13 protein-coding genes are annotated in these 17,117 nt (G+C 71.1%); 7 read left to right on the top strand and 6 right to left on the bottom strand.

What is annotated here, in order from left to right:
- Entirely contained in the window at window positions 1-960 is a 960-nt protein-coding gene (locus OG570_RS14685) for an endonuclease/exonuclease/phosphatase family protein (protein ID WP_326956954.1), read from the bottom strand.
- Window positions 961-1,131: 171 nt separating this feature from the next.
- Between OG570_RS14685 and OG570_RS14680 the strand changes: the two genes are divergently transcribed.
- Window positions 1,132-2,112, top strand: a complete 981-nt coding sequence (locus tag OG570_RS14680) for an ATP-binding cassette domain-containing protein (protein WP_247058780.1) — start codon at window positions 1,132-1,134, stop codon at window positions 2,110-2,112.
- The gene (locus OG570_RS14675) at window positions 2,109-2,915 is read left to right on the top strand and encodes an ABC transporter permease (protein WP_326944912.1); all 807 of its coding nucleotides are present in this window, start codon (window positions 2,109-2,111) and stop codon (window positions 2,913-2,915) included. Before OG570_RS14680 ends, OG570_RS14675 begins: the two co-directional genes overlap by 4 nt.
- A gap of 69 nt (window positions 2,916-2,984) precedes the next feature.
- On the opposite strand, the gene OG570_RS14670 is transcribed toward OG570_RS14675, so the two are convergent.
- Window positions 2,985-6,161, bottom strand: coding sequence for a BTAD domain-containing putative transcriptional regulator (locus OG570_RS14670; protein ID WP_326956952.1), 3,177 nt, complete (start codon window positions 6,159-6,161; stop codon window positions 2,985-2,987).
- Between the two features lie 164 nt (window positions 6,162-6,325).
- Between OG570_RS14670 and OG570_RS14665 the strand changes: the two genes are divergently transcribed.
- The 3 genes from OG570_RS14665 (at window position 6,326) to OG570_RS14655 (ending at window position 8,921) form a co-directional block, all read left to right on the top strand.
- Window positions 6,326-7,759 (top strand): M1 family metallopeptidase, encoded by a 1,434-nt coding sequence (locus OG570_RS14665; protein ID WP_326956950.1) that lies wholly within the window; start codon window positions 6,326-6,328, stop codon window positions 7,757-7,759.
- A gap of 77 nt (window positions 7,760-7,836) precedes the next feature.
- On the top strand, window positions 7,837-8,478 hold the full coding sequence (gene pcp / locus OG570_RS14660) for a pyroglutamyl-peptidase I (protein WP_326956949.1): 642 nt from the start codon (window positions 7,837-7,839) through the stop codon (window positions 8,476-8,478).
- 23 nt (window positions 8,479-8,501) lie between these two features.
- Window positions 8,502-8,921 carry a hypothetical protein gene (locus OG570_RS14655; protein ID WP_326956948.1) on the top strand — a complete coding sequence of 140 codons (420 nt, stop codon included), beginning with the start codon at window positions 8,502-8,504 and terminating at the stop codon, window positions 8,919-8,921.
- Between the two features lies 1 nt (window position 8,922).
- Here the strand turns inward: OG570_RS14655 and OG570_RS14650 are convergent, their stop codons facing one another.
- Complete coding sequence (locus OG570_RS14650; RefSeq protein ID WP_326956946.1) at window positions 8,923-10,656, bottom strand: Hsp70 family protein; 1,734 nt, start codon at window positions 10,654-10,656, stop codon at window positions 8,923-8,925.
- A 378-nt stretch (window positions 10,657-11,034) separates the two neighbouring features.
- Window positions 11,035-13,593 carry an ATP-dependent Clp protease ATP-binding subunit gene (locus tag OG570_RS14645; protein ID WP_247058787.1) on the bottom strand — a complete coding sequence of 853 codons (2,559 nt, stop codon included), beginning with the start codon at window positions 13,591-13,593 and terminating at the stop codon, window positions 11,035-11,037.
- A gap of 370 nt (window positions 13,594-13,963) precedes the next feature.
- On the opposite strand from OG570_RS14645, the gene OG570_RS14640 reads away from it, so the two are divergent.
- Window positions 13,964-14,788 (top strand): (2Fe-2S)-binding protein, encoded by an 825-nt coding sequence (locus tag OG570_RS14640; protein WP_326944918.1) that lies wholly within the window; start codon window positions 13,964-13,966, stop codon window positions 14,786-14,788.
- 442 nt (window positions 14,789-15,230) lie between these two features.
- On the opposite strand, the gene OG570_RS14635 is transcribed toward OG570_RS14640, so the two are convergent.
- Window positions 15,231-15,800 carry a TIGR03086 family metal-binding protein gene (locus tag OG570_RS14635; RefSeq protein ID WP_326956944.1) on the bottom strand — a complete coding sequence of 190 codons (570 nt, stop codon included), beginning with the start codon at window positions 15,798-15,800 and terminating at the stop codon, window positions 15,231-15,233.
- A gap of 64 nt (window positions 15,801-15,864) precedes the next feature.
- Here OG570_RS14635 and OG570_RS14630 point away from each other — a divergent pair, with 64 nt between their 5' ends.
- Complete coding sequence (locus tag OG570_RS14630) at window positions 15,865-16,698, top strand: helix-turn-helix domain-containing protein (RefSeq protein WP_326956942.1); 834 nt, start codon at window positions 15,865-15,867, stop codon at window positions 16,696-16,698.
- Window positions 16,699-16,750: 52 nt separating this feature from the next.
- Here the strand turns inward: OG570_RS14630 and OG570_RS14625 are convergent, their stop codons facing one another.
- Window positions 16,751-17,104, bottom strand: coding sequence for a histone-like nucleoid-structuring protein Lsr2 (locus OG570_RS14625; RefSeq protein WP_247058791.1), 354 nt, complete (start codon window positions 17,102-17,104; stop codon window positions 16,751-16,753).
- Window positions 17,105-17,117: the final 13 nt, after the last annotated feature.

The raw sequence follows: 17,117 nt of genomic DNA, 5'->3' as shown, positions 1-17,117 counted from the left end.
TCACGGCAGTTGCACCTCGGCGAAGACCGCGCGGTGGTCGCTGCCCGGGACGTCGAACACGCCGTAGTCCCGGACCGCCGCGCGGTTGTCCACCACGACGTGGTCGATCGTCACCAGTGGCAGCGACGACGGCCACGTCGGCGTCAGCCCCGAGCCGTGCTGCTCGGCCGCGTCGTTGTAGCCGCGGGACAGCACCGTGCGGAACGCCGCGTGGTCCAGGGTCGCGTTGAAGTCGCCCGCGAGGATCCGGAGGCCGTGCTCGCCCGCCGCGCGGGAGAGGTCCTTCGTCTCGCGCTCCCACTGCGGGGTGTCGACGTCCGGGGAGATCGGGTGGACGGCGACGATCTCCACCACCACGCCGTCGCCGAGATCGGCCTGGGCGCCCGGCTGCTTGGCCGCGGAATCACCCGTCAGGTTGACCTCCGTCAGGGGGAACCGCGACACGATCCCCGAGCCGAACGCGCCGGGCGCGGGGTGCAGGACGCGGTACGGCAGGGTCTGGAACAGCCCGGCCGCGGTCAGGCCGTCGACCACGCGGGGCGTCATCTCGACCAGGTTCAGCACGTCGATCCGCTGCGCGCGCACCAGGTCGACGACGGCTTTCGGGTCCGCCTGGCCGTAGAGCAGGTTCGAGGAGAGCACGCGCAGTGTCCTGCCGTGCACGTCGCGTTGATCGCTCGCCGACACCCGCGGCACGACCAGGACGGCCAGCACGATCGCCAGCACCAGCGCGACCCCGCCGACCCACCAGCGGCGGCACGCCAGCGCCAGGCCGCCGGCCAGCACGCCGTACAGCACCGCGTACGGCGTCAACGACAGCGCGACCAGGACGTACCAGTCGCCGTCGAAGCCGACCAGGCGCAGCACGACCAGCACCGCCAGCGGCACCACCGGTACCACCAGCAGGGCCGTGACCAGCGGGTTCTTCCGCCGCACCCGCGTCTCTTCCGTTGTCACCATGCAGCCGAGTATGCCGAGGTCGCCGCCGGACGGCCCGGGCGGCGACCACACCTCCACAACATCTCCACCGGCGCTGCCAGCGCCGGACAGCCGCTGTCAGCGCGCTGTGCGCGGCCTGCCAGCCCGGACGTCCACTGTGGTCCTCACAGCGACCAGCGAAGGAGGACGCCCATGTCGCACGCGATCCAGGCCGAAGGCCTGGTCAAGCATTTCGGGGAAACCAAGGCGCTGGACGGGGTGGACCTCGAGGTCCCCTACGGCCAGGTGGTGGGGGTGCTCGGGCCGAACGGCGCGGGCAAGACGACCGCGATCCGCATTCTGGCGACGTTGATGAAACCCGACTCCGGGAGAGCAACGGTCGGGGGCTACGACGTGGTTTCCGACCCGGTCCGGGTCCGCAGCCTGATCGGGCTGACCGGGCAGTACGCGTCGGTCGACGAGGACCTCAACGGCATCGAGAACCTGATGCTCATCGGCCGGCTGTACGGCCTGCCCCGGGCCCAGGCCCGCAAGCGCGCCACCGAGCTGATCGAGCGGTTCGAGCTGACCGGCGCGGCCAAGCGGGCGATCCGGACGTTCTCGGGCGGCATGCGACGCCGGATCGACCTGGCCGCCAGCCTCGTCGGCGGCCCCGAGGTGCTCTACCTCGACGAACCGACCACCGGGCTCGACCCGCACGCCCGCAACGAGGTCTGGGACGTCGTCCGCAACCTCGTCGCCGACGGCGCGACGGTGCTGCTGACCACGCAGTACCTGGAGGAGGCCGACCAGCTGGCCGACAAGATCACCGTGTTCGACCACGGCCGCGTCGTCGCCGACGGCCGGGCCGACGAGCTGAAGCGCCGCGTCGGCGGGCAGACGCTGCAGGTGCGCCCGACCCAGCTGTCCGACATGGACGCCGTCAACCGGATCCTCGGCGACCTCAGCGGCGTCCGGCCCACCCGGGACGACGCCTCCGGGCTGCTCACCGCGCCGGTCAGCGACCCGGTGCTGCTGTCCACGTTGGTCCGCAAGCTCGACGAGGCCGGGATCACCGCGGACGAGCTGGCGCTGCGGCTGCCCAGCCTCGACGAGGTGTTCCTCGCGCTGACCGGGCACGCCGCCGACGAACCCAAGAAGGACACCCGCGACCTCGAAGGGAGCCTGGCATGACGACCTTGGCACTCGACCGCCCGGCCCCGCCGCGGCACATCAGCCCGGGAAAGGGCTTCCAGCACGCGCTTTCCCTGGCGTGGCGCGGCGTGCTGAAGATCCGCAAGAACCCGGAGCAGCTGGCCGACGTCACGCTGATGCCGATCATCTTCCTGGTCATGTTCGTCTACCTGTTCGGCGGCGCGCTGTCCGGATCGACCGACGCGTACCTGCAGATGGTCGTGCCGGGCATCATGGTGATGAACATCCTGCAGGCCTGTCTCACCGTCGGCACGAACCTCAACACCGACATCACCAAGGGCGTGTTCGACCGGTTCCGCAGCATGCCGATCGCCCGGTCGGCACCCCTGATCGGGGCGGTGCTGGCGGACATCGTGCGGTACGTGGTCTGCCTGGTCGTGCTGATGGTCGTCGCGACGATCATGGGCTACCGGATCGCGACCAGCCCCGGCGAGTTCGCCGTGGCGATCCTGCTGGCGCTGGCGTTCGGGCTCTGCTTCTGCTGGGGCTCGGTGTTCGTCGGCATGATCATGAAGTCGCCGGGCGCGGCGCAGGCGCTGATGTTCGTCTTCATCATGCCGCTGACGTTCGGCAGCAACGTGTTCGTCAGCACGGCCACCATGCCGGGCTGGCTGAAGGCGTGGGCGGACATCAGCCCGGTGAGCCTGATGGCCAACGCGTTGCGCGGCCTGATGAACGGCGGCGCCGTCGCCGGTCCGCTGGCCGGGGCCCTGGCCTGGATGGCAGGCGCAGTCATCGTGTTCTTCCCGCTGGCCACCTGGGCCTACCGCCGGCGGGTCTGAGGGCGCGGGTGCACGGGGGTGACCCACGCCAGTAGCTGAAGGGGACGTTCGCGGGGGCGAGCGTCCCCTTCAGCTTTTGACGGCGTCCAGCTCCGCCAGCACCCAGGTGATCGTGTCCTCTTTGGACATCGCCCGGGCCTGCTCGTACCGCGCTTCGTAGTCCGGCAGCTCGTCGTTCAGCTCGACGCGAAGCTCCCGCAGCTCGGGACTGCCCAGGTCGAGCCGGCCGCGGATGACGGCGGACGCCGCGAGCGCCCGGACCGCCACGTCGAGGCGGCCCTGCCGGGCGCGGATCAGCGCCAGCAGCTCGACCGCCCCGGCCAGGTCCGGCATGTCGCCGCGGCGGTAGGTGGACCGGATCGCCGAGGCGGCGGGGGCCTCCGCCTCGTCGGCGCGGCCGGTGGCGAGGCTCAGCCGCGCTTCGGCCGCGCAGACCCACTCTTCGCCCATCCCGCCGGGGAACGCCTCGTCCCGCGCCAGCTCCGCGATGCGGTCGAGCTGCACCCGGGCCTCGGTCAGCCGGTCCGTGCGCACCAGCAGCTCCAGCCGGCCGAACATCAGGACGATCTTCTGCTGCGGGTTCGTGACGCTCGCGCCGTAGCGCTCGGCCGCCTCCTGGTCGCGCCAGGCACCTTCGATGTCGCCGGCCCGGGCCCGCTCCACGGCCAGCCGCCACCAGTGCTGGACGGCGTCCTCGTGCGAACGCAGCTCCATCGACATCGCCAGGCCCTGCTGGTAGGTCTCGATGGCCTTCGCGCTCTCGCCCGCCTGCGAAAGCGCGTACGCCTTGAAGCTCAGCGTCATCGCGATGCCCCAGCGGTCGCCGACCTCGACGAAGCCGGCGTAAGCCAGGTCGCGCGCCCGGTCCGCACCCTCGACGTCCCCCTCGTCGTCGAGCACGAAGCTCTCCACCCAGTGCCCGCCGGCGCGGGTCCACGCGTCCGCGCTCCGCTCCGACCGGCGCACCTCGCGCAGCGCGACGTCGCGGTCGCCGCCGAGGAAGGCCAGCATCGGCAGGGCCACCGAGAGCCCGGCGTAGCGGTCCATCGCGCCGGTGCGGACGCATTCGTCGACCACCGGCAGGGTGTCCGAGTCGTCGGTGCGCATCGGGACCATGTCCATCAGGTACAGGATCGCCTTGTAGGCCGCGGCGACGACGGCGGGCAACCGGTCGCCGAAGGCGAGCGTCTCGCGGACCAGCCCGCCGAACCGGCCGCTCTGCCCGAGAATGGTGAGGTACCAGAACATCCCGTCCAGCAGGCCGATCGCGTTGTCCACATCGGACATCTCGAGCGCGCCACGCAGCGCCGTGATCATGTTGGCGTTCTCGGCCTCGTACCGGGCGATCGCCGGCAGCTGTTCACGGGTGCGCAGCACCGGCTCCAGCCGGGCCGCCAGTTCGGTGTAGTACTTCGCCATCGCGCGTCGCGTCGCGTCCAGCTCGCCCGACTCCGCCAGGCGCTCGGTCGCGTAGGCCCGCAGCGTCTCCAGCATCCGGTAACGCGGCTCGCCGAGATCCCCCGGCACAGTGTCCACAATGGACTTCTCGACCAGGCTGCCGAGCACGTACGGGACGTCGGCCGCGAGCAGCGGCTCGTCCGCGCAGACGGCTTCGACCGTCTCCAGCTCGGCGCCGCCGGTGAACACCGAGAGCCGCCGGGCCAGCACCCGCTCGGCGTCGGTCAGCAGGTCCCAGCTCCACTCGACGACCGCGCGCAGCGTGCGCTGACGCGGCAACGCCGTGCGGCTGCCCGAGGTGAGCAGCCGGAACCGGTCGCCGAGCCGACCGGCGATCTGCGCGACCGTCATCGACCGCAGCCGCGCCGCGGCCAGCTCCAGGGCCAGCGGCATGCCGTCGAGCCGGCGGCAGATCTCGCCGACGTGGTCCACAGTGGACCGGTCGAGGACGAAGTCGGGGCGGACCGCGGCCGCCCGGTCGAGGAACAGCCGCGTCGAGTCCAGCTCGGCGGCTTCGGCGGGCGCGGCGCGTTCCGCCGGCACCGGCAACGGCCCCAGCGGGCAGAGCGCCTCCCCGGTGATCGCCAGCGGTTCGCGGCTGGTGGCCAGGATCCGCAACCGCGGCGCGCGGTGCAGCAGGTCGTCCGCCAGCCGCGCGGCGGCGTCGACGACGTGCTCGCAGTTGTCCAGCACCAGCAGCGCGTCCGCGCCCCCGAGCACCTCGACGGCCTGCTCGAGCGGGTCCGCCGGGCGCCGGCGGACGTCGGTCTCGGTGCTGCGCATGTCGCGGACGCCCAGCGCGCCCAGCAGCGCGGCCTCGACGTCGTCGGGGTCGCGGACGCCGGCCAGCGCGGCGAACCAGACCCGCCCCTGCTGGTGCACCGGGTGCCGGGACGCCGTTTCGGTGGCCAGCCGGGTCTTGCCGGCGCCGCCCGGCCCGGTCAGGGTGACCAGCCGGTTCCCGCCGAGCAGCTCGGCCAGCAGCTTGAGCTCGTCGTCGCGGCCGATGAACGTCGTCAGCCGCGTCGGCAGCCGGTCGGCCACCGGGGACGGCGGTGCGAACTCGCCCCGCAGCGCGGCCAGCTGGATCTCCTGCAGCTCGGCCGACGGGTCGACGCCGAGCTGGTCGGCCAGCGTGCGGCGCAGGCTGGAGTAGACGGTCAGCGCCTCGGACTGCCGCCCGGCGGCGCAGAGCGCGCGGATCAGCAGGCCGGCGAGCCGTTCACGCAGCGGGTCGGCCTCGGCCGCGGCGGCCAGGTCGGGCAGGACGGCGGTGTGCTCGCCCAAGCGGATGAGCGCGTCGAAGCGGTCTTCGGCCGCCTCCGCGCGCAGGTCGGTGAGCCGCCGGGCCGGAGCTTGCGCGAACGGCGCGTCGAGGACGTCGGCGAGCGCGCCGCCCTGCCACAGCGCGAGCGCCTCGGCGAGCAGCTCGGCCGCGCGGGCGGCCCGGCCGGCGGCGAGCTCACGCCGGCCGTCGGCGGCCAGCCGTTCGAAGCGCTCCGCGTCGACGTCCTCCCGGGCGACGGCGAGCCGGTAGCCGCCGGGGCCGGACTCGATCGCCACCGGCAGGGCCTTCCGCAGCCGCGAGACCAGCGACTGGAGGGCGTTCGGCGCGTCGGCGGGCGGCTCGGCACCCCACAGGCCGTCGATCAGCGCGTCGGCCGGAACGGCCCGGCCGGCGTCCAGCGCCAGCCTGGCCAAGAGCATGCGGAGGCGGGCGCCGCCGATGTCGATCGGGGTGCCGTCGTCCTCCGCTGCCCGCAGCGGGCCCAGCAGCGCAACGCGCATGCACCCAGCTTTCCAGACCCTCGCTGAGGGCCGGGGGCGGATGCCCGGAGCGGCACCGACGGAAGGGTTGATTTTCCGGACAAATACGACTTCGACCCGGCCTGGTACACAGCCGTGGCGCTACGTTGCGGGTTCACGTGCACCCCAGACGGACAGGAGCGTTCATGAGGGGCAAGAAACCGGTCGTGCTCGCGGCGGCCCTGCTCACCGGCATCTGCCTGAGCTCGGGCGTCGCCGCCGCCGGGAACGACTGGGGCGCCGCGAAGCCGGGCAGCGACGGCGCCGGGGACAGCTACTACCCCCAGGACGGCAACGGCGGCTACGACGTCGCCGACTACAACCTGAAGGTCACCTACGACACGGCGTCGCACCAGCTCATCGGGCTGCAGGACATCACCGCGCGGGCGACGCAGGCACTCAGCTCGTTCAACCTGGACCTGCGCGGGCTGACCGTCGACAACGTCCGGGTCGACGGGCGGGACGCGAAGTTCGGCCGCAGTGGCGACCACGAGCTGACGATCACGCCGTCGCGGCCCCTGCGGCGCGGCCAGGACTTCGACGTCAAGATCGGCTACCACGGGGTCCCCGCGGCGATCAGCGACCCGTCGCTGGGCGACAACGGCTGGCAGTACGCCCAAGCGGGCGGCGCGTTCGTCGCCGGTGAGCCGAAGTCGGCGACCACCTGGTACCCGGTCAACGACACCCCGCTCGACAAGGCCACGTTCCACCTCGCGATCACCGTGCCCGACGAGTGGGGCGTGATCTCCAACGGCCGCGAGCGCGCCACCTTCCCGGCCCCCGGCGGCACGACGCACGTCTGGGCCGAGGAAACGCCGATCGTGCCGTACATGACGACGGTCGCGATCGACAAGTGGACGTTCGACAAGCAGAAGCGCAAGGACGGCACGCCGATCATCAGCGCGTTCGCCCCGGGCACGCCCGACTCGACGAAGCAGGCCGAGGCGAAGCTGCCGGAGATCCTCGACTTCCTCGAGTCGAAGTTCGGCAAGTACCCGATCGACGCCGCGGGCGGCATCTTCCTCAACGAGCAGATCGGCTTCTCGCTGGAGACGATGAGCCGGCCGATCTACTCCGCGGGCTGGGCCGGCACGGTCCCGACGATCGTCCACGAGAACGCCCACCAGTGGTACGGCGACTCGGTGGCCGTCGACCACTGGCGTGACGTCTGCATGAACGAGTGCTTCGCCTCCTACGCCGAGTGGCTCTGGGACGAGGCCAAGAACGGCGTCGACCTCAACAAGCAGTACGCGGACGACGTCAAGAAGGCGTCGACGGCGTTCTGGAACGGCAAGCTCTACGACATGGGCGCCGGCAACGAGTTCACGTACGTGTACTCGAAGGGCCCGGTCATGCTGCACGCGCTGCGCAACTACATCGGGCAGAGCGCGTTCGACCGGGTGCTCAAGACCTGGCCGTCGCTGCACCGGGGCGGCAACGCGAGCATGCAGGACTTCCAGCGCTACACCGAAAGCGTCGCGCACAAGAACCTCAAGGGCTTCTTCGACGCGTGGATCTACGGCACCGGCAAGCCGGCCGACCAGTACCTCTACCCGGGCGGCCTCAAGCCCGCCGCCTGAGCTTCAAGTCCGTGAATGCCACATCGAGGGACGTAGTGTCTCTCGATGTGGCATTCACGGACTTCGGGGAGGGAACCATGGCCAGGGTGCTGATGACGGGGTTCGCGCCGTTCGGCGGCGAGCCGGTGAACCCGTCGTGGCAGGCGGTGTCGCTCGTCGGGGCGCGGCGGGACGACGTCGCCGCCGTCGAGCTGCCGGTCGAGTTCGCGGCGTCGCTGCCCGCGTTGCGGCGGGCTCTGGCCGAGCACCAGCCGGAGCTGGTGGTTTGTGTTGGGCAGGCGGGCGGCCGGGCCGAGGTGACGCCGGAGCGTGTCGCGATCAACCTCGTCGACGCCCGCATCCCGGACAACGCCGGTGCCCAGCCGGTTGACGTCCCGGTCGTCGAAGGCGGCCCGGCGGCGTACTTCACGACGCTCCCGGTGAAGGCCTGCGTCGCGGCGATCCGCGCGGCGGGCGTCCCGGCGGCGGTGTCCCACACGGCCGGGACGTACGTCTGCAACCAGGTCTTCTACGGCCTGATGCACCTGCTGGCCACGGACTTCCCGGACGTGCGCGGCGGTTTTGCGCACGTGCCGTTCAGCCCCGAGCAGGTCGCGGCGTCGGGCAAGACCGCGCCGTCGCTGGGCGTCGACCGGATCGCCGACGCGCTGGAAGCCTTGGCGGACACGGCGTCGAAGCTCACCGAGGACATCGCGGTCAGTGCGGGCGTGGAGCACTGAGACCCCGGGCGGACCCACGGGCGGTGCTCGTGGTGGTCCTCGCGGCCCTGGGCGGCGGCGCGGGCACCGGCGCGCTCTGGGTGTGGGCCGGCCACCGTTACGACACCATGTGCGCCGACGCCGTCGAAGGCTTCTGCGCGATGGTCAACCAGAGCGCGCTCGGTGTGTTCGTCCTGTGGGCCGCGTCCGGCGGCTCGGCCCTGCTCACCCTGGCCGCGCTGATGGTGGCCCGGATCTGGCCGCAGTTGCAGGCCGTGGTGTCCGCGCTCATCACCCAGGTGCCGCTGCTGGTCGTCTACAACGTGACGGGCGCCCTCGGTGACTACCGGATCCTCCTGCTGGCCGTGGTTTCCGGCCTGCTGCAGGCTCTCTGGCCGTGGCTGGTGGGGATCCGGTTCCTGCCCGGCCGCCGCTCCGTGACGTCGGGCCCACCCGGCCGGTGAGTCAGGCCGGCTTGAGGTCGCCGGTGAAGTACGCGACGAGGTCTTCGGTGCGGCGGTCGCGGTCCGTGAAGTCGATCGAGACGTAGAGCGCGGCCGCGTCACGGCCGTCCGCGCCGAAGAGCACGATCCCGGCGAGGGTGCCGACGCCGGCGACGTACCGGCCGTGCAGCCCGCCGCCGTCCCAGGTCCCGCGGACGACGGTGCCCTCGCCCATCTGCAGCTTCGCGCCCGCCTCGAAGGCGTCGACGGTCAGGCCCTGGTAGTAGGTGACAGCGCTGCTCTTGCCGGACCCGCCCGGGAAACCGCACGTGACAGCGGTTTGCGCGTGCACGATCCTGGCCACGCTGTCGGACGGCCGGCACGCGACGCGGTCCGGCACCGTCCCGGCGAGCGACCGCAGGCAGCCGGTGAACCCGGCCTGGTCGCGTTGCGCCGTGCTCGTGCAGTCCACTGTGGACTCGGCGGCGTCGGTGCGGGTCGCGAGCAGGACCACGGTCACCACGATCGCGACGACGACGAGCAGTGCGGCCGCGATCAGCAGCGGTTTCTTCTTGCCCGGCCGGGGTTCCGGTGGTGGCTGCGGTGGGCGGAAGGCCTGCTGCGGCCAGGGTTGCGGGCGCGGCGGGGCCGCGGGCGGGCGGACCGGCGCGAACGCGGGCACGGTGAGGTTCGGGTCGCTCGTGCCGAGCGGCACGTGGTGCAGCCCGAACGCGACGGCCGTCTCAGGCTGGTCCTGCGTGGTCGGCACGACGCCGAGCTGGCGGCCGAGCAGCCCGGCCAGCAACGGCATCCGGCTCGGCCCGCCGACCAGGTAGACGCCGGCGAGCTGCGCGGGGTTCAGGCCGGCGCGGTGGATGGTCGCGGCGAGCAGTTCGGCGCTGCGCAGCAGGCTCGGCCGCACGAGCGCCTCGAGCTCCGCACGGCTGACGAGGACGTCGCCGAACGGCTCGGGCATCGGCACGTCGGTCTGCGGGTGGCGGGAGAGGCTTTCCTTGGCGTCACGGACATCCTGGAGCAACGCACGCCGCAGGCGGCGGTCGGCCGTCGTCTGCGGGCGCAGCAGGCGTTGCCACTGCGCCGGATCGGCGTGCGACACCGAGCGGCCGATGTGGACGAGCAGCGCCTGGTCGATGTCGAGGCTGCCCAGGTCGGGCAGGCCGTCCTCGGCGAGCACGGCGAAGCCCTGCGCGGACATGCCGACGACGGCGCAGTCGAAGGTGCCGGCCCCGAGGTCGTAAACCCCGATCGGCCCGGTGTCGCGGTTGCCGAGACTCCCGTAGTGCGCCGCGGCGGCCACCGGTTCGGGAACCAGCCGCACATCGACGAGCCCGGCGTCAGCGGCGGCGATCCGCAGGACTTCCTGCCGCGCCGCACCCCAGCCGGCGGGGTGCGAGATCCGCGTCTGCCCGGGCAGCCGTCCCAGCTGCCGCCCGGCTTCCTCACCCATCCGCCGCAGGACGGCGGCGAAGGCGTCGGTGATCCGGACGCTGGTTTCGCCGAGCTGCAAGATGCCTTCGTCGATCCGCCGCTTGGGATTGGCCTCGAACCGGCTGGGATCGAGCCGCCCACCACGTTCGGCGTCCTGCCCGACGATGAGCAGACCGTCATCGTTGAGGAAGACCGCGGAGGACATGGTGACGGACCCATCAACCTCGATGGCCCGCGGCCCCCGCCCGAAAGCGGAGAGCACGCCGACCGTACTGGAAGTCCCGAAGTCGATCGACAAAACATCCACGCGGCGTCCCCTCCCAAGGCCCGCGGGCATCGTCTCATGCGCCCGCGGTGCCTCGATCAGGCGCAGGCGTCGCGCTGGTCCCGCTGGCCCCGCTGGCTCGCGGAAACGGTGACGTCATGGTCGTCTACGTACACCTGGGTAGCCTCGCGCCCCGCCGCGTGGGCGACATCTACGTCACGGCCAGCTTCGCGGTCGATCGCGAGCTTGTCCGCCTTGACTTCCCGCCAAGATCGGCTCATCGCTCAGTGCTCCTCTCCGCTTCGCAAGTTTCCGCCAGCACAAACGCGCCGGGGACCAGAGCCCGGACATGCAAGAAGGGCGGCTCCCAACGGGAACCGCCCTTCCGGCGTACTACTCGACCTTCAAGCGTTCAGGCGATCACTCGCCTTCGGCTTCGCCGCCGTTCTCTTCGTGGCCGGCGCCGATGCTGACCGGCGGGGCGTCCGGGATCGAGGACGGCCGGCGCTCACCGCGGAAGGTGAACTTCGCCTGGTCGTCCTTGTCCTCGGGGTTGCCGCTCCAGCCTTCGACGTCGACCAGGATGATCTGGCCGGCCTCGACCTCGCCGAAGAGGATCTTCTCCGACAGCTGGTCCTCGATCTCGCGCTGGATGGTGCGGCGCAGCGGCCGGGCACCCAGCACCGGGTCGAAGCCGCGCTTCGCGAGCAAGGACTTCGCCTTCTCGGTCAGCTCCAGCTCCATGTCCTTGGCCTTGAGCTGCTTCTCCACGCGGCCGATCATCAGATCGACCATCATGATGATCTGTTCCTTGGTCAGCTGGTGGAACACGATGATGTCATCGATCCGGTTCAGGAACTCCGGGCGGAAATGCTTCTTCATTTCCTCGTTGACCTTTTGCTTCATCTTCTCGTACTTCGTGCTGACGTCGTTGCCGCCGGCGAACCCGAGCGAGACGGACTTCGAGATGTCCGAAGTGCCCAGGTTGGACGTGAAGATGAGGACCGTGTTCTTGAAGTCGACCGTGCGACCCTGACCGTCGGTCAGGCGGCCGTCTTCCAGCACCTGCAGGAGCGTGTTGTAGATCTCCTGGTGCGCCTTCTCGATCTCGTCGAAGAGGACCACCGAGAACGGCTTGCGCCGCACCTTCTCGGTCAGCTGGCCACCCTCTTCGTAGCCGACGTAGCCCGGAGGGGCACCGAAGAGCCGCGACGCGGTGTAGCGGTCGTGGAACTCGCCCATGTCGATCTGGATGAGCGCGTCGTCCTCGCCGAACAGGAACGCCGCCAGCGCCTTGGACAGCTCGGTCTTACCGACACCGGACGGGCCGGCGAAGATGAACGAGCCCGACGGGCGCTTCGGGTCCTTCAGACCGGCACGCGTACGGCGGATCGCCTGCGAGACGGCCTTGACCGCGTCCTCCTGGCCGATGATGCGCTTGTGGAGCTCTTCCTCCATGCGCAGCAGCCGGGTGGTCTCCTCCTCGGTCAGCTTGAACACCGGGATGCCGGTCCAGTTGGCCAGCACCTCCGCGATCTGCTCGTCGTCGACCTCGGCGACGACGTCGAGGTCGCCGTCCTTCCACTGCTTCTCCCGCTCGCCCTTCTGGCCGAGGAGGGTCTTCTCCTCGTCACGCAGGCGGGCGGCCCGCTCGAAGTCCTGCGCGTCGATCGCGGACTCCTTGTCGCGACGGACGTTCGCGATCTTCTCGTCGAACTCGCGCAGGTCCGGCGGCGCGGTCATCCGGCGGATGCGCATCCGGGCGCCGGCCTCGTCGATCAGGTCGATCGCCTTGTCCGGGAGGAACCGGTCGTTGATGTACCGGTCCGCCAGGGTCGCGGCGGCGACCAGCGCCGAGTCGGTGATCGAGACGCGGTGGTGCGCCTCGTACCGGTCACGCAGGCCCTTGAGGATCTCGATGGTGTGCTCCAGCGACGGCTCGCCGACCTGGATCGGCTGGAACCGGCGCTCGAGCGCGGCGTCCTTCTCGATGTACTTGCGGTACTCCTCGAGGGTGGTCGCGCCGATCGTCTGCAGCTCACCGCGGGCGAGCATCGGCTTCAGGATCGAAGCCGCGTCGATCGCACCCTCGGCGGCACCCGCCCCGACCAGCGTGTGCAGCTCGTCGATGAACAGGATGATGTCGCCGCGGGTCTTGATCTCCTTGAGCACCTTCTTCAGACGCTCTTCGAAGTCACCGCGGTAGCGGGAGCCGGCGACCAGGGAGCCCAGGTCAAGCGTGTAGAGCTGCTTGTCCTTGAGCGTCTCGGGCACCTCGCCCTTGACGATGCTCTGCGCGAGGCCCTCGACGACGGCGGTCTTGCCGACGCCGGGCTCGCCGATGAGCACCGGGTTGTTCTTGGTCCGGCGGGACAGGACCTGCATGACCCGCTCGATCTCCTTGCCGCGCCCGATGACCGGGTCGAGCTTGCCCTCGCGGGCGAGCACGGTCATGTTGCGGCCGAACTGGTCCAGCACCAGCGACGACGACGGGGTGCCTTCACCGCGACCGCCGGAACCGGTTTCGGTGGACTCCTTGCCCTGGTAGCCCGAGAGCAGCTGCAGGACCTGCTGGCGGACGCGGTTCAGGTCCGCACCCAGCTTGACCAGCACCTGCGCGGCGACGCCTTCGCCCTCGCGGATCAGGCCCAGCAGGATGTGCTCGGTACCGATGTAGTTGTGGCCGAGCTGCAGCGCTTCGCGCAGCGACAGCTCCAGCACCTTCTTCGCCCGCGGCGTGAACGGGATGTGCCCGCTCGGCGCCTGCTGGCCCTGGCCGATGATCTCTTCGACCTGCTGGCGCACGCCCTCCAGGGCGATGCCCAGCGACTCCAGCGCCTTGGCGGCGACACCCTCACCCTCGTGGATCAGACCCAGGAGGATGTGCTCGGTGCCGATGTAGTTGTGGTTGAGCATCCTGGCTTCTTCTTGAGCCAGAACGACCACCCGCCTCGCGCGGTCGGTGAACCTCTCAAACATGTGCACTCCCTCGACTGCTGCGCCGGCGGCCCGTTATCCATCCGTGCTTTCACCGCGATGGATTCAGCACCGTGAGACCACTCTAGTAGCCAACTGGTAGCGCTGGCGTACCACTACGGCTGTTCGCGGTCTTTTTCGCACCCGGACGTGGAGCACTCCGGGCGCATCCCATCATCAGGTTGCCCTGCACCTTTACGTCAACCCCAACGTGCGGACGGCCACCCGGATTCCGCCATCCGCGCGGTGTCCGCTCAACGCGAACAGGTCCGCAACATGGGAGACCCGTGAGACCGGCCACCCGATTGGCGCAGTAACGGAAAGCCTGTAAGGTTAGGCAGGCCTAATCCCCACGGCGCTAGGAGGGCCGCGGTTGAACCAGCAGCGGTCCTTCCGTGACGCACGCGAGGTCGGCGACGGCCTCGCGTCGTCGCTCCTGCGGGTCTCCGGCCTGCAGGAACGCAACGAACTGCGGCGTGACGTCCCGGTGGGCTGGATCCGCTGTTCGGAGCTGCTGGAGACGCCGGCGTACTTCGACGAGTGGCGCGGCCTGCTGGGCGACTGGCTGCTGCGCGAGCACGACGCCGCGCCGGCGCGGACCACGGCCAGCTACGTGATGACCTGGTACCTTCACGTCCCGGCGTACGTCGGCGCGCTGCTGCTGCACCACGAGCGCCGGGTGCCCTCGCTGAAGCCCGGCGAGCTGGCGTTCCGGCTGGCCGACGACCGCCCGCACCCGGACGGCATGGCCGTGCTCGGCGACGACTTCTACTGCCTCCCGACGGACCCGGGATCAGCCCGCCCGGAGGCGACGGTCGTCCGCGACGAGCGAACCCTCGCGGCGGTGCTGCGGGCCCACTACCTGGCCCACGCGGCCAAGTTCGTCCAGGCGTACGCCCCGGTCAGCAGGCTGGGCCGCCGCATGCTCTGGGCCGCGGCGACCGACGCGCTGGAGAACTCGCTCTGGTGGGCGGGCCGCCAAGGAGGCACCGCGGAGGCCGAAGGCGCGGGCGTCGCCGACGCGGCCCTGGTGCTGGACACGGTCTACCCGCCACTGACGTCGGCATCGACCCTACGGCTGGCGGAGGGGGCGGACGGCCACCGCGAGTGGACCCGCCGCCGCGAGAGCTGCTGCTTCTCGTACCTGCTCCCGGCCGAGTCCGAGTGCGACGGCTGCCCCCGAACCTGCGCCCGCTAGCCCCCGGCAACGTCCGATGCTGTTCCGGCCCTCCGGCGCCTGACGGCGCCCCCCACCCATCCCCGGGGGGACGGCCCCGACCCAGTCTATCGGCGGGGTAGGACGAAAAGCCCGAATCGCCGCCCGAGCGCCGGAGTTGTCCACATCCAGGCCGGGCTGTGGACAAACGCTCAGCGGGGCCAGGGCCGTGGACAACGCTCCGGGCAGCCACGGCCCGCGGACAGCCGAGCAGGGCCGACACTCAGCAGGCCAGGCCAGGCCAGGCCAGGCCAGGCCAGGGCAGCGGACAGCCGGGCAGCGGGCAAGGCCGACGCTCAGCGCGACCAAGGCCGCGGCCAGCCGGACGGCCGGGCGGCGGGCAGCGGCCAGCCGGACAGCCGGGCAGGGCCGGTGCTCAGCGCAGCCAGGGCCACAGACAGCACGCAGCGCCCAGGACCTCCGCTCAGCGGCCCCACGACGGATCACGGCCCGCCGCCCCGAGCGCACGGTCCAACACAGCCGCCTCCGCCGGAACCGGTACCTCCGGGCCGTAGACGCCCATCGCGCGCGCCTGCTCGCCCATCGCCCGCGCGGACTCCAGGACCGCCGTCGCCGCGGAGGGCGCGCAGTGCAGCGGTCGGCCGCTCGCCCGGGCCAGGTCCCAGCCGTGCAGGACGAACTCGCCCAGGACCATGTCGCCGAGCACCGCCCCGGGCAGCTCGGCCGTGCCCAGCTTCGTCGTGCCGGTCCACGCCGGGGCCTCCTCGAAGATCTCCACCAGCGTCTCCGTCTGCTTCTCCAGCGCGGCCGCCCAGCCGGCCGTCACCAGCCCCGCGCCGACCTCGCTCGCTCCTGGCGACGGCGGCTCCTCGCGCCGGCCCGCGGCGATGAGCCACGGGCCCCAGTAAAGAAGGTGGTTCAGCAGTCCGGAGACGTCGTAGCCGGCACACGGCGTCGGGGCGCTCAGGTCGTCCACGGCCAGCGCGACGCTCAGGAACTCGGCCGCGGCGGGGCGCATCAACTCGGCAGTCATGCCGAGATCAAAACGGCCCCGCCGCGGCGGCGTCTTGAAAGAACGCGACAGTTACCGTTGAGCCGTGGTGGAACACCGGATCCCGCAGGGCATCGTGGCCGCGGCCACCGCCCGCACGATGTTCACCTTGACCCGGTACCCGCCGGCGCCCGAACTGGCGGAATGCGTCGACTACCACTGGGTGCTGCACTGGGACCGGCGCGGCAATCCGCCGCACGAGCAGCGCGTGCTGCCGAACCTCGCGGTGCACGCGACGTTCTTCCCCACCGCTTCCGGGGTGTACGGACCAGGTCGTGAAGTCTTTTCACATCGGCTGGAAGGCCGGGTGCAGGGCCTCGGCGTGCGATTCCGGCCCGGGTGCTTCCGCGCGTTCCTCGACGGCCCCGTGAGTGACATCGCCGACCGCGCCGTCCCGCTCACGGACGTTTTCGGCGCGAAGGCCCGCGAAGCCGCGGAATCGGTGCGGACCGCGCCGGACGACGCGCAAATGGTCGGTGCGATCGACAACTTGCTGATCGCAAATGCGGCGGTACTCCGACCGGCGGCACGAGAAGCCGCGGCCGCGGTCGAATCAATCGCGCGGGATCCGGGAATTACCCGGGTGGCACAGCTCTGCACCGATACTGGACTAACCACCCGCTCACTGCAACGGCTGTTCGCCGAACACGTCGGATGCGCACCCAAGTGGGCGATCCGGATATACCGGCTCAACGACGCCGCGCACCGGATCGCCACCGAAGGACCAGTGGATTACGCCGGACTGGCGGCTCGGCTGGGCTATAGCGACCAGTCGCACTTCATCCGTGATTTCGCGGCGGTGACCGGTCAGTCGCCCGGCGAGTACGCCCGAACGGCCCGGACCGGCCCCGGAGCGGTGCCGGACAGTCACCGGACATGAAGAAAGCCGCCGGGCGAATTCGCCCGGCGGCCCCAGTCCCGCAAACCCCGCGTCAGTTCTTCTTGTGGTAGGCCTCGACGACCTCGGAGGGGATCCGGCCCCGGTCCGAAACCGCGTACCCGTTCTTGCGCGCCCAGGACCGAATGGCCTGGTTCTGCTCACGGTCGACGGCGGCCGGGCGAGCGGAGCCCTTGCCACCCGCGACCGGACGCACGGAAGCGCGCTTGCGACCACCGGCGCGGCGGGCGTGCTCGACATACTGCGCGAGCGCGTCCCGGAGCTCCTCGGCGTTTTCCGAGGAGAGGTCGATCTGGTAGCTGATGCCGTCCAAACCGAACTCGACGGTCTCTTCCGCCTCACTGCCGTCGAGGTCGTCGACCAGCGAGACGAGCACCTTCTGTGCCATCTGTTTCCTCCTG

Origin of the sequence: Amycolatopsis sp. NBC_01286, assembly GCF_035982555.1 — a bacterium.
GTDB lineage: Bacteria > Actinomycetota > Actinomycetes > Mycobacteriales > Pseudonocardiaceae > Amycolatopsis.
This window is presented reverse-complemented; position numbering and strand designations above follow the sequence as displayed.